This window comes from Kushneria sp. Sum13 (assembly GCF_052692355.1).
Genome location: NZ_CP199847.1, coordinates 2,669,468 through 2,692,761 on the forward strand (window position 1 = coordinate 2,669,468; position 23,294 = coordinate 2,692,761).

General features: G+C 62.1%; 3 protein-coding genes. All 3 read right to left on the reverse strand.

Going from position 1 to position 23,294, the window contains the following annotated elements; translation table 11 throughout:
- Positions 1-2 precede the first annotated feature (2 nt).
- Positions 3-1,406, reverse strand: a complete 1,404-nt coding sequence (locus ACUN8C_RS12490) for an HlyD family type I secretion periplasmic adaptor subunit (protein WP_445619513.1) — start codon at positions 1,404-1,406, stop codon at positions 3-5.
- The gene (locus tag ACUN8C_RS12495; RefSeq protein WP_445619514.1) at positions 1,390-3,612 is read right to left on the reverse strand and encodes a type I secretion system permease/ATPase; all 2,223 of its coding nucleotides are present in this window, start codon (positions 3,610-3,612) and stop codon (positions 1,390-1,392) included. Before ACUN8C_RS12495 ends, ACUN8C_RS12490 begins: the two co-directional genes overlap by 17 nt.
- Positions 3,613-3,799: 187 nt before the next feature.
- On the reverse strand, positions 3,800-23,188 hold the full coding sequence (locus ACUN8C_RS12500; RefSeq protein ID WP_445619515.1) for an Ig-like domain-containing protein: 19,389 nt from the start codon (positions 23,186-23,188) through the stop codon (positions 3,800-3,802).
- Positions 23,189-23,294: the final 106 nt, after the last annotated feature.

Consider the following 23,294-nt stretch of genomic DNA (forward strand, 5'->3'; position numbering starts at 1 on the left):
ACTCAACGTTCCCGCAGAGCCCCCTGCTGCGCTCTCAATATCGGCTTGAGCAGATACTGCAGGATGGTTTGATCGCCCGTGATCACATCAACGCTTGCCTGCATGCCGGGGATGATGGTCATTGCATTGCTGTCACTCCCCAGATGGTTCTCATCGGTCACGACGGTGACCTCGTAAAAACTGTTGCCCTTCTCGTCCTGAACCGTATCCGGACTGATGCGCTGTACCACGCCCTTGAGCCCGCCATAGATGGTGAAGTCATAGGCCGAGAGCTTGACCGTGGCCGGCAGCCCCGGATGGATGAAGCCGATATCACGCGGCGGAATGCGCACATCGATCTGCAGCTGATCCTCGATGGGCACGATCTCCATCAGGCTCGCACCGGGCTCGATGACACCGCCCACGGTATTGACGTTGATGGTGCGCACACTGCCCTGCACCGGTGAGGTCACCAGCGTCCTGTCCAGTCGATCCTGCAGGCTGATGCGTCCCTGCTGCTGGCTCTCGAGCCGGCCCTGGGCTTCGCTCAGGGCATCGGCGCTGCGTACCCGGAACTGTGCGGCCAGATCACGACGCCGGCTGATGGTTTCCTGCAGCTCGGCCTGCTTGGACGGAATCGACAGGCGCGCCGACTCCAGCTCCCCGCGCAGGTCATTGACCTGACGCTGCTGCTCGAGCAGATCGACCCGGGAGACCACGCCCTCCTGCACCAGCGGCGTGGTAATCGCCAGCTGCTGACTGGCCAGCTGATAGCTGCGCGACAGGCTGGCCACGCGCGAGCGCAGCTCGCTGAGCTCCTGAGTGCGCTGGGCAATCTGATCGCGAGCCTGATCGAGCTGGGTGCGCAGCCCACCGATACGCTCGCGATAGCCTTCAGCGGCAGTTGAGGCCAGCGTTGAATTGCCTGAACGAAAGGCTTCATCAAACTCTGGCGGCTGCTGGGTAATCACGACCTGATCCTGCCAGCTGGCGGCGTCAGGATTGATGGTCACCGACGACAGCTCGGCCTGATACTGGGCGATGATGGACTGAAGTCCGGCCAGGGTGGATTCACGCTCGGCAAGATCGGAGCTGGCACGGGTCGGGTCGATACGCGCCAGCGGCTGGCCGGGCTCGACGATATCGCCCTGGCGCACGTAGAGCTCGCGCACGATCCCGCCCTCCAGGTTCTGGATGGTCTGCAAACGGGTCGAGGGTACGACCTGGCCGGTGCCCCGGGTCACGATCTCGACGTGTGCCAGCGCCGCCCAGGCAATAAAGGCACCCAGTACCGCCAGCAGCACCCACAGGAGAATGCGTGAGCGCCAGGGCGTGGCCAGCAGCATGGCGGCGCTGGCATCGTCGGCCAGTTCAAGCTCATGGCTGCCCGGACGCGGCCAGCGCCCCTTTCTAGCCAGCAGTGCCATGGCGCACCTCCGGATCTGTCGCACTGGCCGCTCCCGGCCCCGGGCCGTTACCCGGCGCGTGGACACGACCCTCATTGAGCGCCTTGAGCACGCTGGCCTTGGGACCATCGGCAATGATGCGGCCCTGATCGAGCACGATCAGACGATCCACCACTTCCAGCATCGAGCTCTTGTGGGTGACCAGCACCACGCTCTGGCTGCGCGGCATGTCCATGAGCACCCGCCGCAGTCTGGCCTCGGCGCGGTTGTCCAGATGGGCACCCGGCTCGTCGAGCAGCAGCAGCGGTGCGCGGGTCAGAAGCGCCCGCGCCATCAGTACCGACTGGCGCTGACCGCTGGAGAGCAGTCGACCGCCCTCACCGACCTGGCGGTCCAGCCCGTCCGGATCATGGCGGGTAAATTCGGCCACGCCGGCCACATCCGCGGCGCGTTGAATGGCCTCGTCGCTGGCGTGGGGCTGACCCAGCGTGATGTTCTCGCGAATGGTGCCAAAAAAGAGCGCACTGTCCTGACCGGCGTGGCCGATATGGCGGCGCACATCGGCCGGGTGAAGCTGATTGATGTCCAGCCCATCAATGCGCAGGCTGCCGCTGGTGGCACGATAAAGCCCGGTCATCATGCGCTGCAGGGTGCTCTTGCCGGCGCCCATGCGACCGATGATACCCACGCGCTCGCCGGGCTCGATGGTCAGGGAGACGTCGTGCAGGATCTCGGGAGACTCGGGCGAGTACTGAAAACCGACATGATCAAATTCGATGCGCATGTTTAGCCGGTCACGGTGCACGTAATTCTTGCCCTCTTCGACTTCCTCGGGCATCTGCATGATCTGGTCAATGGCGGCCATGGCGCTGCGGGTTTGCCCCAGGCGCGTGATCAAAAGCGCCATCTGGGCCAGCGGCTGCAGAGCCCGTCCGGTCAGCATGACCGCGGCGATCAGGGCGCCCATGGAAAGTTGCGCATCCCCGATCAGATAAACGCCATAAATGACCAGCGCCACGGTCGCCAGCTGGTTGACGCTCATGGTGAGCGATGACACGGACGTCGAGAGGTTTCGGCTTTTCACACCCCAGCGGGAAATTTCCCCGACCGCGCGCTCGTAGCGGCGCTGGGTGTCGCCCTGAGCATTGGCAAGTTTAAGACTTTCAAGCCCGGCCACGCTCTCGACCAGACGCGCATGTTTTTCGGTCGCCAGACGTGAGCCCAGCTCGATCGAGCGTTTCATCGGCCATTGAATCACGATGCTGTATCCCAGCAGGATCAACAACGCGATGATAGGCACCCATACCAGCGGGCCACCCACAATCCAGATCACCACCAGAAAGAAGATGGCAAAGGGCATGTCCACCACAGTGGTCATGGTCATTGACGTAAAGAAGTCGCGAACCGAATCGAACTCCTGCAAATTCTTGACAAAGGCACCGACCGACACGGGGCGAGCGTCCATGCGAAGGTTCATGACCTTGGCAAAGATTTTCGAGGAAAGTAGCACCTCCGACTTGCGCCCGGCCGTATCGAGAAAAAAGGCCCGCACCTGACGCACCAACAGATCAAACGCCACGATGATGCCCATGCCGCTGGCCAGTACCCAGAGCGTATCGAACGCCATATTGGGCACCACCTTGTCATAAACATTCATGGTGAAAAGCGGCGCGGCCAGCGCAAACAGGTTGATCAGGAGCGAGGCGATCAGGACATCACGGTAGATCGGCGTGGAGAGCTTGATGGTGGACCAGAACCAGTGCCCTTCGGCCAGCTTGACGGTTTCCGGAGCGCGCTCGTCAAAACGGTGCTCACGCCGGATATAGACAACCTGACCGGTGGCCTCCTCACACAGGCTATCCATGAGGATCTCCTGCGTCCCGTCGGCTTCGGGCAGATAGATGGTGGCGTTTTTGCGCTCGCTGTCGCGTGACAGCATGATCGCAGCACGACGGCCCTTGAGAATCACGATACAGGGCAAAAGGATGTCGGCGACGCGGTCAGGGCGCTGGCTGACCAGTTTGGCCGAAAGCCCGGCGCGGTTGGCCGCGCGCGGCAGAAGCGACAGCGTCAGCCGGCCATCTTCCAACGGCAGACCGGCGCTGATGACCTCGCTTGAACGGGGCTCACCATGATGGCGCGATAGAAAGACCAACGACTGCAACAGCGGGTCGCTTTCCTTCTCGCCAACGGGGTCCGGGCGAAGTGGTGTCGGTTCATCTACCAAGCTGCTGCCCCTTCTCTTTCGATTTCACGAAGAACTGACACTGGCGGCAGGCGCCACATGACAGGGCGCATGGTCCTACGCCCGCGTCTTATTGTGGGCCGCGCCGCCGCCGGCTTTTGTCCGAAATAGCGATGATTTATACGGCTATTTCCGGATTCACGATCATTGAAAGCGGCGCGCTGTTCTTCTACCCATCCAGGTTCGTCTTGAGATTGCCGTTGTCCAGCAGCGTCTTGATGATCTCCGTATCGGAATTGCCCAGAGTGGTGAAGTCCACGCCACTGAACACGATCTTCTGGGTCACGCTGCCTCCCGGCCCGTCGGTCTTGATCTCGAGTGTGGAGCTATTGTTGCCTGCCGTGCCCGGCGCCCCACTCGCCTCGCCCTTGACGAAGTGCAGATACTGAGAGGCGAGACTGGCATCCTGGGCGTTGCTGCCGCTGCCGCCGATATCGAGCAGATCTGACAGATCGAGGACATCGCCGCCACTGCCGCGAGTGAAGTCGGTAATGCGATCTACCGCCGGGCTGGCGCTGGTGCCCTGATCTCCTCGCATCCAGGCAAAGGTATCGCTGCCCTCGCCGCCGGTCAGAATGTCGTTGCCTGAGCCCCCTGCCAGCAGATCGTTACCGGTATCGCCCTCCAGCAGATCGTTGCCGGCACCGCCGTAGAGGCGATCGTTACCGGCACCGCCGCGCAGAGTGTCGCTGCCGCTATAGCCGAACAGGAGGTCTTTGCCATCGCCGCCGGTCAGAATGTCATTGCCAATCGTTCCCAGTTCCAGATCATCACCTGCCGTTCCTCCAACGCTACTGCCGGAGACCACGTTGACCGAAGTCCCGGCCCCCAGGCCCAGCAGCTGATTATTGCTGAGCGTGACCGTGTGGTCGCTGCTGTGCTGGCCGCTGCCATCGACCGTGGCAAAGGTGAACCTGTCAGCCTGAGGGCCAGCATCACCGATACCCAGAAAGCCGGGCTGATTTCCGGGGTTGTAGGTCAGCGTAGTGGGATCAAACACCTTGCCGGACAGCACATCATTGACCGTCACGGCGGTGGTGCCGGAATAGAGCACGCCATTGATGGGAATCGAGGTGATGACCACGCCGAGGTTTGAGCCACTTTCCAGATCGTGCAATTTTCCCTGGCGAGCAAAATCGATGTACACCACATCACTGCTGATGCTGGTCGTGGTCAGCATGACCGTGAAATCGGACGCGGTCGGGGCCTGGTTATGCGTACTGCCGGTCACCTGTATGGCAAGCGACGCTGTGGCGGTGCCACCCTTGCCGTCGCTGACGGTGTAGCTGAAGGTGTCATCGGCCGTTTTGCCACCGAGCAGCGCGCGGCTGGTGGGCCGGTCAGGGTCAAGCCGGTAGCTGTAGCTACCATCGGCCCCGAGTGTCAGCGTGCCATAAACGCCCTGCAGGATCGTACTGCCGCCCGCCGCCACTGCCGCCGAACTGCCGGCCACGCTGTTGGTTGCCCCGGTGACACTCAGCCGATCGCCACTGTCGATATCCTTGTCATTGGCCAGCACATTGCCTGTGGCGGTGGGCACGCCCTCGGTCGCCAGTCCCACATTGCCTGCAGCACCATAGAGCACACCGCTTCCCAGGCTTGTCAGTGCTGTCGGCGTACCCAATGCGTGCGTATCCACGTTCATGGGTGTGGCCTTGTTGTCCGTGGTCATGATCAACAGATTGCCGCTGGCATCCTTGGCAAGCCCGTAGACCTGCGCCGGCATGGTCGCCACCAGTGATATCGAGCCACTTCCGATCGTGCCATCACTGTTGATGGGCAGTTCATAGACTCGTCCGTTCTGGTCCGAGCTGTAGAGATGCCCTCCGACATATTGCAGATCGCCCCCTGACAGGAAGGGGCTGGTGGCCACCTGGGTCACTTTCAGTGTTATCGGATTAATCTGATAGAGACCGGTGTTGTTATAGCTGGCCGCCAGCAGCTGGCCACTGGGCATCAGCGTCAGGGCCGCCAGACCCAGCGTGCCCGCCAGATTGCCCAGCGAAGTGGCCACGCCGGTCGTGGCGTTGATGCTGTAGAGCGTGGTCCCCCCCGAGGTTGTCGAGTAACTCACGCCGAACAGTCGCCCGGGCGTATTGCTGGTCGCAATATCCCCAAGCGTCGGTATGCTGCCACCCAGCGGTGTTTTGAGGGTCACACTGGTCTGCGTCCCCGTCATCAGGTTCCAGGCTTCCAGGGTTCCAGTGCTGGTCGATAGATACACCATCTTCTGCTCGCCCTGACCGCTGACCGAGGCGTAATCGGCCATTGCCACCGGCGTATCATTGACGCCAGTGATGGTGACCGAAATCGTCTGTTTCGAGCCGTCGGCGGCGGTGACCGTGAACGTTTCCACCTTTGTGGCGCCGGCGCCCAGCGACTGTACCTTCGCGTTATCCACGCTGTAGGTCCATTTGCCGCCGGCATCGATGGACAGCGAGCCCAGCGTGTTGCCGACCGGCGCGCCGACGCCCGCCTGGAAGGCTATCGGCTGATTGGCGCTGTCCAGAACAACAATCGTATTGCTGCTGGTAAGCGTGGCGGCCGTATCTTCCGTGACCGCCCCGATATGCTGCGATGCCGGGAAGACCAGCACGTTCTGCGTCACGGTGGCGCTTGCCGTACCGCCATTCACTCCGATGGCCGTCGCGGTATAGAGCGTTGCGATGGTGCCGGTATAACCGGTCGGCGGCACCAGACGCAGCGTATCCAGCGACCAGCCGGTCAACGAAATCTGCTGTGTGGGACCGGTCACGGTCACGCTGTTGCCGGCGCTATCACTGAGAATCGAGCCTGCAGGCAGGTTAGCGATGCTCAGCTTCAGCGTCTCGCTGGGCCCCAGCGTATCCGTTAATGCCGCGGTGGGCGTGCCCAGCTCGATGCGTGAACCGGTAACCCCCTGGTCCTCCTTGACGGCGTAATAACGATAACCGCCGCTGTCGGTCTGCTGCGGCGTGAAGGGCAGCGTGGCACTGGAGACCGCCGAAATGCTCGGGTAGAGCGCAAAGTTGCTGTTGTTAAGCGTTTTGGGAATACCGCCGTCCACCGCCACCGTAATGGCAAGGTTGCCCGCGAAACTGTAGTTGGTCATGTAGACGCCGACCGGATAATAGCCGCTGACGGTTGGCGTGATGGTGGCAGTGTCGTAGGTCCCCCACGAGTTGTAGTCTTTACCCAGCAGTGTTTTGTCACCCACCGTAAACAGTAGCGTGTCGTCGTAGCCGCCCGTGAAGCGATAGCTGTGTCCGGCTTCCAGATACATCACGCCCTTGACGCTATAGGCATCACCGGCATTGACGGTGTAATTGATGCCACCGCTGACAGTGCCTTGCGTCGCTGGCGTTTTATCCGCCATGAGTGTCGGCAGGTTTGCCGCCGTGTTCCAGGCGCTAGTGGTGGCCACCTGCTGATAATAGGTGACCTCAAGCCCCTGACTGTTGGCTAGTGCCCCGGTTTCAATCGCTGAAAGCGAATGCTCGACCACGCTGATGAGCGGTTTGTCCACGGCACCGGTCACGGTCACCGTGAGCGTGCTGACCGCCGTACCCCCCTGGCCGTCGCTGACGGTATATTGCACCGAGGAGGTCTTGCTGGCGCCTTCGGTCAGATTCTGGAAGGCCTGACCCGGGTCGAAGCTGTAGCTGCCATCGGCCTTGATCGTGAACGTACCGCCGCCGTTGCCGGCCACGGCAGTTCCCACACCGCCACTCACCCCGTTGACGGCCGCCACGCTCAGCACGGTACCGGCATCGATATCGGTGTCGTTGGACAGCACTCCGTTGGTGGCACTGACGACCAGGCGAGTGTCCTCGTTGGTCATGCCGGTATCGAGACGCGCCACCGGGGCATCGTTGGTACCGGTGACCGTTACCGAGAGCGTCGTGACCGAGGTACCGCCATGATTATCGCTGACGGTATAGCTGACCGTGCTGGTCGCGGTCTGACCGACGGCCAGCCGGTTGAAATCCGCACCCGGATTGAAGCTGTAGCTGCCATCGCCGTTGAGCACGAAAACGCCGCCGTTGCTGCCGGCCACCGCCTGGCCCAGTCCTGTCGAACTGCCGTTGACCTGAGTGACGCGCAGCGTGTCACCGCTGTCGACATCGCGGTCATTGGCCAGCACGCCGCTGGCCGCATTGACCACCAGCGTTGCCTTTTCACCGGTCGTGCCCGCATCGATCGCTGCAAGCGGCGCATCATTAACGCCGTTGACGGTCACACGAATGGTCTGGGTCGAGCCGTCCACCGCCTTGACGGTGAAGGTGTCGACTTTTGTCTGACCCATGCCCAGTGACTGGGTGACCGAGTTGGGCACGCTATAGGTCCACTGTCCCTGGGCGTTGATGACAAGACTGCCCAGATTGCCCTGTGCCGGCGTGACACTGGTCGGGTCGATGGCGACCTGCTGATTCTGGCTGTCGACCAGCAACAGCGTATCGGTTGTGGTCAGCGTATCGGGGGACTGATCTTCCGTCACACTGCCGCGATCCGGACTGGCGGCAAACACCGCTACGTTCTGGGTCACGGAAGTGGACGCCTGCCCTCCCTGAACACCGGTGGCTGTCGCCGTGAACACCATCGGAATCACGCCCACGAAGCCTGCCGGCGGCAGCAGTTTCAAATCGGGCAGCGACCAGCCATCGAGTACTATCGACTGGGTATTTGAAGTGATCGTCACACTGTGGCCGGCCCCATCGCTGAGCACTGACCCCACCGGCAGATTGCTGGCCGAGATCGACAGCGTTTCGTTGCCGATCGTATCGGTCAGTGCCGCCACCGGCGTGCCCAGCTCAATACGGGTTCCGGTCATGCCCTGATTTTCATGTACCGGGTAATAACTGATGCCGGCGTCAACGCTCAGCGGTGAGAAGGAAAGCTGCGCACCGATCAGTGTGTCCGGACTGTCATAAAGGCCAAAATTCAGCGATGACAGTGGCAGCAGTGCGCCGCCATCGACACTCAGCCCGATCGAGAAGGTCTGCGCGGAGGTTGAGGTATTGCCTACATACAGCTCGACCGGATAGTAGCCACTGGCGGTGGGCGTAAAGGACACCGAGTTGTAGGTGCCGCCCAGCGAGGTACTGGCCAGCAGGGCCTGCCCCCCGACCGACAGTAACGCTCCGCCATGAGCGCTGCCGCTGAAGGTGTAGGTATGCCCGGCTTCCAGATAGATCATGCCCTGGCTGGCATAGGCATTACCTGCGGCAATCGAGGTGTTGAGCCCGGATGAAGCGGTCGTTGAGGTGGTCGGCACCAGCGCGCCAAGAAGATCCAGTTCACCGACGTCAACCGAGGAGACCGTTGAGCCTGTCTCGGTAAGGACCTCACCGGTGCTGGTCACCAGCCCCCCAAGCAAGGAGCCACTGCCGCCCAGCAGCGTGCCTGCATCGGTCAGAAGCGTACCGACACCGCCGATGGCACCGCCGAGACTGGTAATGATGTTGCCCAGAGTGTCCGTCAGCAGCGATGCCGCGCCCTGATAGACATCGGCAATCAGACCCAGCGAACCGCCCAGAATGCTGCCGCTACCAGTGCTCTGATCGACGACCTGAATGGTCGGCGCATCCACATTACCGGTCACGGTCACCGTCAGGGTGGTATCGGCCGAGCCTCCCTGACCGTCGCTGACGGTATAGGTAATCGAGGTGGTCTGCTGACTGCCCTCGGCTAGCGCCTGAAACGCCGTTCCCGGATTGAAGGTATAGCTGCCGTCAGCATTGAGAATAAAGCTGCCGCCATTGCTTCCGGCCACCGCCTGCCCGACGCCTGCCGACGAGCCATTGACAGCGCTGACGCTTAGAACGGCCGAGGCATCCGGGTCCTGATCATTGCTCAATACCCCCTGTGCGGCATTCACCACCAGCGCATTGTCTTCATCGATCGTTCCAGTGTCAGCCACAGCCTCGACCGGACTGTTTTTGCCGACAACGGTGACCGTAATGGTATGCGTCGTGCCATCCAGTGAGGACACGGTAAAGGTTTCCACCTTCGTCTGCCCCGCGCCCAGATAGGCAATGACACTGTTGGGCACGCTATACACCCACTGACCGTCAGCGGCCAGCGTGAGACTTCCCAGCGTACCGGCCGGTGATGTCACACTTGACGGATCAAAGGCAGCTTCATCGACGTCAGCATCACGAATGGTCAGTACACCGCTGGTGACCAGCATTGGATCGGCGCTCTCACCGCCAGAGTCCGGCAGACTGATCAGTGCCCCACCGGCCTCGCCAGTCAGATTGACCACGATGGTATGCAGATTGCCGAGTACGTCGGTCACGGTGAATATCTCGGGCTTGACGACCCCGATGCCCAGCGACAGCGTGGCGCTCTGGTCAACGTGATAGGTCCACCTGCCGGTAGCGTCGATCGTCAATGCGCCGAGATTGCCATCGCTTGAGACAACGCTAACTGGATCCAGAGAAACACTGAGCCCAACATCGAGCTGACCGCCCTGAGCCAGCAGCCCATCCAGAACAGGAAGACCGACTGTCGTGCCATTGGCCGTACCCACCAGATTGACCGTGACCTGGTGCAACTGACCATTGCTATCCAGCACGCTGAAGGTTTCCACCTTGATCTGGCCTTCAGCCAGCGTCGGCAGCAGGCCATTATCGATGCCATAACTGATACTGCCCGACACATCGATCGACAGATGACCCAGTGTTCCCAACGTCGGCAGAATGGAGGTCGACAGCAGTGAAATACTGCCCAGCAAACCGCCCAGAAGCCCGCCGAAGGAGGCCAGGCTGCTGCTCAATACCGACGTGTCGCTGGTGGGCACGACCTCCGTGACCACGCCAGTGTCCTGTCCACCGATCACGGCGGGGTTATTGACCCCGTTGATCGTGACGGTGATGGTCTGCGCGGTGCCGTCCACGGTATAAACCGTAAAGACTTCCTCCCGAGTCTCGCCCTCATTGAGATAGCGCACCTGATCGTTATCGACCTGATACTGCCACTGCCCATCGGGCGTAATGGTCAGCGTCCCCAGCGTATCCGGCGCTGCCTGAATGCTCTCCGGGACAAAGGCACTTTCGTCGGTATCGATATCACTGACATTCAATACACCCGAGGTCGTCAGTATTGTCGGAGTACTTCCGCCCGTTTCCCCAACAACCATATCCCCCGGGCCGGCCAGCACGGGAACCCCGCCCGTCCCCACCAGGTTGATTGTGACGCTGTGCGTATTGCCGGCAGCATCCACGTAATTGAAGGCCTCAGCGCGAATTTCCCCTTTCGCCAGCACCGGTGCACTACCACTGAGCAGGCTATAAACAAAACGCCCATCGAGACCGATCGTCAGCGTGCCCAGAGCCCCGAGCGTCGGAATGGCTTCGCCCGGATTCACCGTCACCCCGGCCTCGAGTGACAGCTCGCCGGAGAGATCCAGCGTATCCCCTGCCAGCCCATCGATGATGGGCTGACCAACCACAGTGCCCTGAGCCGTACCGACCAGAGCGACGCTGACCGAATGGGTATTGCCCAGCGTATCGGTGAACTGAAACAGATCGACCCTGACCTGACCTTCGGCCAGCGTGGCAAGGCTTGATCGATCAACCTGATAGCTGAAGCTGCCATCGGTATTGATATTCAAAAGCCCCAGCGTGCCGACGCCCGGGATCACCGTACTGGGCAGAATGCTCAGGTTGAGCAGCCCGGAAAGCGTATCGGTCAACGAGCCGGTCATCGTATACAGCTCATTGCTTGTGACCTGCTCACTTTCCTGAGCCTGCGTAATGGTCGCTTCAGTCACGCTACCGGTAGCTGTACCGGTGATGACCGGCAGATCATTGGTGCCTGTAACGGTCACGATCAGGGTGGTGGTACTGGCATTACCCTGTGCATCGCTGACCGTATAACGGATCTGGGTGGTGGCGGTTTGCCCGGCCGGCAGATAGTCAAAGGCGTCGCCGGGCTGGAACTGATAGCTGCCATCCGCTGCAACCGTAAACTGCCCGCCATTGGAACCTGCAATCTGCTGTCCGACGCTGCCGACGTCATCATTGATCGCCACGACTCGCAGCGTCGCATTGTCGCTGTCCGGGTCCGTGTCGTTGGCCAGTACGCCATTGGCCGCATCCACCGTCAGGATGACATCCTGCTCGGTACTGCCGGTATCCGCCTGAGCCTCCGGCGGCAGAACATCCGTTTGATAATCACGAGTCGTTTCGGCACTACCGACATTACCGGCGACGTCGGTATGCGAAACGGACGCACTGACGGTATTGGTGCCCGCAGCGGCCAGCACCGAGCCGGGTATGGCCACGCTGAACGCACCGTTCTGACCAACGGTCGTGGTGTAGCTCTGACCGCCGACCGAGATGGTGACGATGTCACCGGCTACGGCGTCTCCACCGGCCTGACCGGTGATGGCAACGTCCTGATCGGCTTCCGCGGCGTTAAGAACGTCATCGCCGGCGATGGTATCGAGGCTGATGGTGACCACGGGCGCATCGGTATCGACGCTATAGTTGACGGCGGTATTGGCCGAGCCGGTATTGCCGGCCGCATCGGTGTGACTGATGACTGCCTGCACCGAGTCATTGGCAGCAAGCTGTGAGCCCGGCACGTTGATCGAGAACGTGCCGTCGGTATTCACAGCGCCAGTGTAGTTCTGGTCGCCCACCGTCAGGGTGACGGTATCGCCCGCGGCGTACTCACCGCTGATCGACCCGGTCACCGGGATGCTCTGACCAGCCTCGTCGGCGTTAACGATGTTGTCCCCGGCAACGGTATCGAGTGCGATCGAAAGCGCCGGCAAGGCAGTGTCGACGCTGTAATCGCGCGAGGTGTCGGCGCTGCCGACGTTGCCCGCCACATCCGTATGCGAAACAGAGGCACTGACGGTATTGATTCCCGCAGCGGCCAGTACCGCGCCCGGCAAGACGACGCTAAACGAACCGTTCTGACCCACGGTAGTGGTGTAGTTCTGGCCACCGACCGAGACGGTGACAGTGTCGCCAGCCACGGCGTTCCCACCGGCCTGACCGGTGATGGTAACCTCCTGATCGGCTTCCGCGGCGTTGATCACATCATCGCCCGCGATGGTATCGAGGCTGATGGTGACGACCGGGGCATCGGTGTCGACGCTATAGCTGACGGCGGTATTGGCCGAGCCGGTATTGCCAGCGGCGTCGGTATGGCTGATCTCGGCACTAATGGAACTGTTCTGGGCCAACTGCGAGCCCGGCACGTTGATCGAGAACGTACCGTCGGCATTCACAGCGCCGGTATAACTCTGATCGCCCACCGTCAGGGTGACGGTATCGCCGGCCGTAAACTCACCCGAAACGGCGCCCGTGACCGGAATGCTCTGACCGGCCTCATCGGCATTGACGATGTTGTCGCCGGTAATGGTATCCAGTGTGATCGACAGCGCCGGCGGTGTGGTATCCACCGAGTAGTCACGACTTGTATCGGCACTACCGACGTTGCCCGCCGCATCGGTATGCGAAACGGACGCACTGACGGTATTGGCACCCGCAGCGGCCAGCACCGAGCCGGGTACGGCCACGCTGAACGCACCGTTCTGACCCACGGTGGTGGTGTAGTTCTGGCCACCGACCGAGACGGTGACGGTGTCACCTGCCACGGCGTCACCGCCGGCCTGACCGGTGATGGCAACCTCCTGCCCGGCTTCCGCGGCGTTGATTACATCATCGCCCGCGATGGTATCGAGGCTGATGGTGACCACGGGGGCGTCGGTATCGACGCTGTAATCGCGGGTCGTATCGGCGCTGCCAACGTTACCGGCGGCATCAACATGACTGACCGAAGCCGACACAGTGTTAGTGCCGGCAGCGGCAAGAACACTACCCGGCACCGCGACGCTGAACGCGTCGTTCTGCCCTACCGTGGTGGTGTAGCTCTGACCGCCGACCGAGACGGTGACGGTGTCGCCAGCCACGGCGTCCCCGCCGGCCTGACCTGTGATGGCAACATCCTGCCCGGCTTCCGCGGCGTTGATCACATCATCGCCCGCGATGGTATCGAGGCTGATGGTGACCACGGGGGCGTCGGTATCGACGCTGTAATCGCGGGTCGTATCGGCGCTGCCAACGTTACCGGCGGCATCAACATGACTGACCGAAGCCGACACAGTGTTAGTGCCGGCAGCGGCAAGAACACTACCCGGCACCGCGACGCTGAACGCGCCGTTCTGCCCTACCGTGGTGGTGTAGCTCTGACCACCGACCGAGACGGTGACGGTGTCACCGGCCACGGCGTCCCCGCCGGCCTGACCGGTGATGGCAACCTCCTGATCGGCTTCCGTGGCGTTAAGAACGTCATCGCCCGCGATGGTATCGAGGCTGATGGTGACGACCGGCGCATCGGTATCGACGCTGTAGCTGACGGCGGTATTGGCCGAGCCGACATTGCCGGCTGCATCGGTATGGCTGACCTCGGCACTAATGGAGCTGTTCTGGGCCAGCTGGCTGCCGGGCACGTTGATCGAGAACGTACCGTCGGCATTCACAGCGCCGGTGTAGCTCTGATTGCCAACCGTCAGGGTGACGATATCGCCGGCCGCAAACTCGCCGGAAACGCTGCCCGTGACCGGGATGCTCTGACCGGACTCGTCGGCGTTGACGATGTTGTCGCCGGCAATGGTATCCAGGGTGATCGACAGCGCCGGCGGTGTGGTATCGACGGTGTAATCTCGAGTGGTCTCGGCACTGCCTGTATTGCCGGCGGCATCAACATGACTGACCGAAGCCGACACGGTATTGGTGCCCGTAGCGGCCAGTACCGCGCCCGGTACGGCCACACTGAACGCGCCGTTCTGACCCACGGTGGTGGTGTAGCTCTGACCACCGACCGAGACGGTGACGGTGTCGCCAGCCACGGCGTCCCCGCCGGCCTGACCAGTGATGGCAACGTCCTGACCGGCTTCCGCCGCATTGATCACATCATCGCCCGCGATGGTATCGAGGCTGATGGTAACCACGGGGGCGTCGGTATCGACGCTGTAACTGGCCGCAGTATTGGCCGAGCCGATATTCCCCGCGACATCGGTGTGACTGATGACTGCCTGCACCGAGTCATTGGCAGCAAGCTGCGAGCCCGGCACGTTGATCGAGAAGGTGCCGTCGGCATTCAAGGTGCCGGTGTAGCTCTGATCACCGACCGTCAGGGTGACGGTATCGCCCGCGGCGTACTCACCGCTGATCGACCCGGTCACCGGAATATCGAGCCCTGATTCCTCAGCATTGACGATGTTGTCACCGGCGATGGTATCGAGCGTGATCGACAGCGCCGGCGGTGTGGTATCCACCGAGTAGTCACGTGTGGTCTCGGCGCTACCGACGTTGCCGGCGGCATCAACATGACTGACCGAAGCCGACACGGTGTTAGTGCCGGCAGCGGCAAGAACACTACCCGGCACCACGACACTGAACGAACCGTTCTGCCCTACTGTGGTGGTATAGCTCTGCCCGCCGACCGAGACGGTGACAGTGTCGCCAGCCACGGCGTCCCCGCCGGCCTGACCTGTGATGGCAACGTCCTGATCGGCTTCCGCCGCATTGATCACATCATCGCCCGCGATGGTATCGAGGCTGATGGTAACCATGGGTGCGCCGGTATCGACGCTGTAACTGGCAGCAGTATTGGCCGAGCCGATATTACCGGCCGCATCGGTATGGCTAACGTTTGCTTGCACAGAATTATTGGCAGCAAGCTGCGAACCCGGCACGTTAATCGAGAAGGTACCGTCGGCATTCACGGTGCCGGTGTAGCTCTGATTGCCGACCGTCAGCGTAACAAGGTCACCTGCGACGTATTCGCCGCTGACCGACCCGGTCACCGGGAGGGTCTGATTCGACTCATCGGCGTTGACGATGTTGTCACCGGCAATGGTATCGAGTGCGATCGACAGTGTCGGAGGCGTGATGTCGACGGTGTAATCGCGGCTGGTGTCGGCACTGCCGACGTTGCCAGCCGCATCAACATGACTGACCGAAGCAGACACAGTGCTGGTGCCAGCCTGAGCCAGTACCGCACCCGGTACAGCCACGCTGAATGCGCCGTTCTGACCCACGGTGGTGGTGTAACTCTGACCGCCGACCGAGACGATGACGGTGTCGCCAGCCACGGCGTTCCCACCGACCTGACCGGTGATGGCAACATCCTGTCCGGCTTCCGCGGCATTGATCACGTCATCGCCGGCGATGGTATCGAGGCTGATGGTGACGATCGGCGCATCGGTGTCGACGCTATAGCTGACGGCGGTATTGGCCGAGCCGATATTGTCGGCCGCATCGGTATGGCTGACCTCGGCACTAATGGAACTGTTCTGGGCCAGCTGGCTGCCGGGCACGTTAATCGAGAACGTGCCGTCAACATCGACCGAACCGGTGTAGCTTTGGTCGCCCACCGTCAGCGTGACGGTATCACCGGCCGCAAACTCACCGCTGACCGATCCGGTCACCGGAATATCGAGCCCTGATTCCTCAGCATTGACGATGTTGTCGCCGGCAATCGTATCGAGTGTGATCGACATCGTCGGCGCGGTAGCGTCGACGGTGTAATCGCGACTGGTGTCGGCACTGCCGGTATTGCCGGCGGCATCAACATGACTGACCGAAGCTGACACGGTATTGGTGCCCGCAGCGGCCAGTACCGCGCCCGGCACGGCCACGCTGAACGCGCCGTTCTGACTCACGGTGGTGGTGTAGCTCTGACCGCCGACCGAGACGGTGACGGGGTCACCGGCCACGGCGTCCCCGCCGGCCCGACCGGTGATGGCAACCTCCTGATCGGCTTCCGCGGCGTTGATTACATCATCGCCCGCGATGGTATCGAGGCTGATGGTGACGACAGAGGCATCGGTATCGACGCCATAACTGGCCGCCGTATTGGCCGTGCCAATATTACCGGCCGCGTCAATGTGACTGACACTCGCCTGCACGGCGTCATTGGCGGCAAGCTGAGAGCCCGGCACATTGATCGAGAACGTGCCGTCGGCATTCAAGGTGCCGGTGTAGCTCTGATCACCCACCGTCAGGGTGACGGTATCGCCCGCCACAAAATCGCCTGAAACGGTGCCCGTGACTGGGATAGTCTGATTCGACTCGTCGGCGTTGACGATGTTGTCGCCAGCAATCGTATCCAGCGTGATCGACAGCGCCGGCGGTGTGGTATCAACGGTGTAATCGCGGCTGGTGTCGGCACTGCCGGTATTGCTCGCCACATCGGTATGCGAAACGGAGGCACTGACGGTATTGGTGCCCGCAGCGGCCAGCACACTGCCCGGAACCGCAACGCTGAACACGCCGTTCTGCCCCACGGTGGTGGTGTAACTCTGACCGCCGACCGAAACGGTGACGGGGTCGCCAGCCACGGCGTCCCCGCCGGCCTGACCGGTGAGGGCAACGTCCTGGCCGGCTTCCGCGGCGTTAAGGACGTCATCGCCGGCGATAGTGTCGAGGCTGATGGTGACGATCGGCGCAGCAGTATCGACGCTGTAATCGCGCGAGGTGTCGGCACTGCCGACGTTACCGGCCACATCCGTATGCGAAACAGAGGCACTGATCGTGTTGGTACCCGCAGCGGCCAGCACCGAGCCGGGTACGGCCACGCTAAACGTGCCGTTCTGACCCACGGTGGTGGTGTAGCTCTGACCACCGACCGAGACGGTGACAATGTCGCCAGTCACGGCGTCCCCGCCGGCCTGACCGGTGATAGTGACATCCTGTCCGGATTCCGTGGCGTTAAGAACGTCATCACCCGCGATGGTATCGAGGCTGATCGTGACGATCGGCGCAGCAGTATCGACGCTGTAATCGCGCGAGGTGTCGGCACTGCCGACGTTACCGGCCACATCCGTATGCGAAACAGAGGCACTGATCGTGTTGGTACCCGCAGCGGCCAGCACCAAGCCGGGTACGGCCACGCTAAACGTGCCGTTCTGACCCACGGTGGTGGTGTAGCTCTGACCACCGACCGAGACGGTGACAATGTCGCCAGTCACGGCGTCCCCGCCGGCCTGACCGGTGATAGTGACATCCTGTCCGGATTCCGTGGCGTTAAGAACGTCATCACCCGCGATGGTATCGAGGCTGATGGTGACCACGGGCGCGGCAGTGTCGACGCTGTAACTGGCCGCGGTGTTGGCCGAGCCGACATTGCCGGCCGCATCGGTGTAACTGACGGCAGCGCTAATGGAGGTATTCTGGGCCAGCTGGCTGCCCGGCACGTTAATCGAGAAGGTACCGTCGGCATTCACGGTGCCGGTGTAGCTCTGATTGCCAACCGTCAGGTTGACGGTATCGCCGCCCGCAAACTCACCGCTGACCGACCCGGTCACCGGGATGGTCTGATTCGACTCATCGGCATTGACGATGTTGTCACCGGCAATCGTATCGAGTGTGATCGACAGCGCCGGTGGTGTGGTATCCACCGAGTAGTCACGCGTAGTCTCGGCACTGCCGACGTTACCGGCGGCATCAACATGACTGACCGAAGCCGACACGGTATTGGTGCCCGCCTGAGCCAGCACTGATCCCGGGACCGCGACACTGAACGCGCCGTTCTGACCCACGGTAGTAGTGTAGCTCTGACCACCGACCGAGACGGTGACGATGTCACCCGTCACGGCGTCACCACCGGCCTGACCGGTGATGGCAACATCCTGCCCGGCTTCCGCGGCGTTGATCACGTCATTGCCGGCGATGATATCGAGGCTGATGGTGACGATCGGGGCATCGGTGTCGACGCTGTAGCTGGCCGCGGTATTGGCCGAGCCGATATTACCGGCCGCATCGGTGTGACTGACGGCAGCACTGATGGACGTGTTCTGTGCCAGCTGACTGCCCGGCACGTTGATCGAGAAGGTACCGTCGGCATTGACCGAACCGGTGTAGCTCTGATCGCCGACCGTCAGCGTAACGAGGTCACCTGCGACGTATTCGCCGCTGACCGTACCAGTGACCGGGAGGGTCTGGTTCGACTCGTCGGCGTTGACGATGTTGTCACCGGCAGTCGTATCCAGCGTGATCGAAAGCACTGGCGCGGTAGCGTCGACAGTGTAATCGCGGGTCGTATCGGCGCTGCCGACGTTACCGGCGGCATCAACATGACTGACCGAAGCTGACACGGTGTTGGTGCCCGCAGAGGCCAGTACCGCACCAGGTACGGCCACGCTGAACGCACCGTTCTGACCCACGGTGGTGGTATAGCTCTGACCACCGACCGAGACGGTGACGGTGTCACCGGCCACGGCATCTCCACCGGCCTGACCGGTGATGGCAACGTCCTGCCCAGCTTCCGCGGCGTTAACTACGTCATCGCCGGCGATGGTGTCGAGGCTGATGGTGACGATCGGGGCATCGGTATCGACGCCGTAGCTGACGGCGGTGTTGGCCGAGCCGATATTCCCCGCGGCATCGGTGTGACTGATGACTGCCTGCACCGAGTCATTGGCAGCAAGCTGTGAGCCCGGCACGTTAATCGAGAACGTGCCGTCGGCATTCACGGCGCCAGTGTAGTTCTGGTCGCCGACCGTCAGGGTGACGGTATCACCGGCCGCAAACTCGCCCGAAACGGATCCCGTGACCGGGATGCTCTGACCGGTCTCGTCGGCGTTGACGATGTTGTCACCGGCGATGGTGTCGAGCGTGATCGATAGCGCCGGCGGTGTAGTGTCCACCGCGTAGTCACTTGTGGTCTCGGCACTGCCAACGTTACCGGCCGCATCGGTATGCGAGACGGACGCACTGACGGTATTGATCCCCGCAGCAGCCAGCACCGAGCCGGGTACGGCCACGCTAAACGTGCCGTTCTGACCCACGGTGGTGGTGTAGCTCTGACCACCGACCGAGACGGTGACGGTATCACCGGCCACGGCGTCCCCGCCGGCCTGACCGGTGATGGCAACATCCTGATCAGCTTCCGCAGCGTTAAGAACGTCATCACCCGCGATGGTATCGAGGCTGATGGTGACGATCGGCGCAGCGGTATCGACGCTGTAGCTGACGGCGGTATTGGCCGAGCCGACATTGCCGGCCGCGTCAATGTGACTGATGACTGCCTGCACCGAGTCATTGGCAGCAAGCTGTGAGCCCGGCACGTTAATCGAGAACGTGCCGTCGGCGTTCACGACGCCGGTATAACTCTGATCACCCACCGTCAGGGTGACGGTATCACCGGCCGCAAACTCACCGCTGACCGATCCGGTCACCGGAATATCGAGCCCTGATTCCTCAGCATTGACGATGTTGTCGCCGGCAATCGTATCGAGTGTGATCGACATCGTCGGCGCGGTAGCGTCGACGGTGTAATCGCGACTGGTGTCGGCACTGCCGGTATTGCCGGCGGCATCAACATGACTGACCGAAGCTGACACGGTATTGGTGCCCGCAGCGGCCAGTACCGCGCCCGGCACGGCCACGCTGAACGCGCCGTTCTGACTCACGGTGGTGGTGTAGCTCTGACCGCCGACCGAGACGGTGACGGGGTCACCGGCCACGGCGTCCCCGCCGGCCCGACCGGTGATGGCAACCTCCTGATCGGCTTCCGCCGCATTGATCACATCATCGCCCGCGATGGTATCGAGGCTGATGGTGACGACAGAGGCATCGGTGTCGACGCTATAGCTGACGGCGGTATTGGCCGTGCCAATATTACCGGCCGCGTCAATGTGACTGACACTCGCCTGCACGGCGTCATTGGCGGCAAGCTGAGAGCCCGGCACATTGATCGAGAACGTGCCGTCGGCATTCACGGCGCCAGTGTAGTTCTGGTCGCCGATCGTCAGGGTGACGGTATCGCCAGTCGTGAACTCGCCGGAAACGGATCCCGTGACCGCGATGGTCTGGCTCGATTCGTCAGCGTTGACGATGTTGTCGCCAGCGATGGTATCCAGCGTGATCGACAGTGTCGGCGTTGCGGTATCCACCGAGTAGTCACGACTGGTGTCGGCACTGCCGACGTTGCCGGCGACGTCTGTATGCGAGACGGACGCACTGACGGTATTGGTGCCCGCGGCTGCCAGTACCGCGCCCGGCACGGCGATGCTGAACGCACCGTTCTGCCCTACCGTGGTGGTGTAACTCTGCCCACCAACCGAGACGGTGACGGTGTCACCAGCCGCGGCATCACCACCGGCCTGACCGGTGATGGCAACGTCCTGCCCGGATTCCGCGGCGTTGATCACGTCATCGCCGGCGATGGTATCGAGTGCGATCGACAGCGCCGGCGGTGCGGTATCCACCGAGTAGTCACGGCTGGTGTCGGCGCTACCAGCGTTGCCCGCCGCATCGATATGCGAAACGGACGCACTGATCGTGTTGGTGCCGGCCTGGGCCAGCACCGAACCGGGCACCGCCACGCTGAACGCGCCGTTCTGCCCTACCGTAGTGTTGTAGTTCTGACCACCGACCGAAACGGTAACGGTATCGCCGGCCACGGCGTCCCCGCCGGCCTGACCGGTGATGGCAACCTCCTGCCCGGCTTCCGACGAGTTGATCACGTCATCGCCGGCGATGGTATCGAGGCTGATGGTGACGACCGGCGCAGCGGTATCGACGCCGTAGCTGGCCGCAGTATTCGCTGAACCAACATTGCCCGCCGCGTCGGTGTGGCTGACATTCGCCTGCACTGAACTACTTGCCGCAAGCTGCGAACCCGGCACGTCGATGCTGAAGGTGCCGTCGGCATTCACCGCACCGGTGTAGCTCTGATCACCGACTGTCAACGTGACGGTATCGCCGGCCGCAAACTCACCGCTGACAGACCCGGTCACCGGAATATCGAGCCCTGATTCCTCAGCATTGACGATGTTGTCGCCAGCGATCGTGCCGAGCTGGATGGCCAATTCAGGAGGCGCGGCGTCGACTTCATAGCCGCGGCTGATTTCGGCGCTGCCGACGTTGCCTGCGGCGTCAGTATGTGAAACGGAGGCACTGACAGTGCTGGTGCCCGCAGCGGCCAATACCGCGCCCGGTACCGCGACGCTGAACGCGCCGTTCTGACCCACGATGGTGGTGTAGCTCTGGCCACCTACCGATACCGTGACGGTATCACCGGCCACGGCGTCCCCACCGGCCTGACCGGTGATGGCGACATCCTGACCGGCTTCCGCCGCGTTGATAACGTCATCACCCGCGATCGTGTCGAGGCTGATAGTGACGACCGGAAGAGTCGTCTCGACGCCATAACTGGCCGCCGTGCTGGCAGAGCCGATGTTCCCTGCCGCATCGGTGTGGCTGACGTCGGCACGGATGGCATCGTTCTGTGCCAGCTGGCTGCCGGGCACATTAATGGAGAAGGTGCCGTCGGCATTTACCTCGCCGGTGTAGGTCTGGCTACCGACCGTCAGGATCACGGTATCGCCGGCAGCATATTCACCGCTGACCGATCCCGTAACCGGAATGGTCTGGTTCGACTCATCGGCATTGATGATGTTGTCGCCGGCGATGGTATCGAGTTGGATAGCCAATTCAGGAGGCGCGGTGTCGACCGCATAGCTGCGGCTGATCTCGGCGCTGCCGACGTTGCCGGCCGCATCCGTATGCGAAACGGACGCACTGACGGTATTGGCACCGGCCTGAGCCAATACCGAGCCCGGCACTGCCACACTGAACGTACCGTTCTGACCCACGGTGGTGGTGTAGTTCTGGCCACCGACCGAGACCGTGACAGTATCGCCGGCCACCGCATCGCCGCCGGCCTGACCGGTGATGGCAACCTCCTGATCGGCTTCCGCGGCGTTGATTACATCATCGCCCGCGATAGTGTCCAGCGAGATCGTGACGATTGGAGCATCGGTGTCGACGCTATAGCTGACGGCGGTATTGGCCGAGCCGACATTGCTCGCGGCGTCGGTGTGATTGACGACCGCTTGCAGCGAGTCATTGGCAGCAAGCTGAGAGCCCGGCACATTGATCGAGAACGTGCCGTCGGCATTCAAGGTGCCGGTGTAGCTCTGGTCGCCCACCGTCAGCGTGACTGTATCGCCCGCCACAAACTCGCCCGAAACGGATCCTGTCACCGGGATGGTCTGATTCGACTCGTCGGCGTTGACGATGTTGTCGCCAGCAATCGTATCGAGTGTGATCGACAGCGCCGGTGGTGTGGTGTCGACGGTGTAATCGCGACTGGTGTCGTCGCTGCCAACGTTACCGGCGGCATCAACATGACTAACCGAAGCCGACACAGTGCTGGTGCCAGCTTGAGCCAGTACCGCGCCCGGCATCGCGACGCTGAACGCGCCGTTCTGCCCCACGGCAGTGGTGTAGCTCTGACCACCGACCGAGACGGTGACGGTGTCACCGGCCACGGCATCACCACCGGCCTGACCGGTGATGGCGACGTCCTGTCCGGCTTCTGTGGCGTTGATCACATCATCGCCTGCGATGGTATCGAGGCTGATGGTGACGACCGGCGCGGTGGTATCGACGCTGTAATCGCGGGTCGTATCGGCGGCATCGGTATCGACGCCGGTATTGGTGCTGAGCGGCAAGGTATTGGCCGCACCGTTCTGCCCCACGGTGGTGGTGCCGATATTCGCCAGCCACCGGCGACATCCTGCAGCTTCCGCGGCGTTGATCGTCGTCACCCGCGATGTGACTGATGGTGACTGGAAGAGCCTGCAGCTGGCCGCGTCATTGGCACAAGCTGTTCTGAGCCAGCTGGCTGCCGGGCACATTGATCGAGAAAGTGCC

Bases quoted from the DNA above. Each gene is read 5' to 3' on its own strand.
- ACUN8C_RS12490 (WP_445619513.1), bottom strand. From the start codon at position 1,406: ATGGCACTGCTGGCTAGAAAGGGGCGCTGGCCGCGTCCGGGCAGCCAT.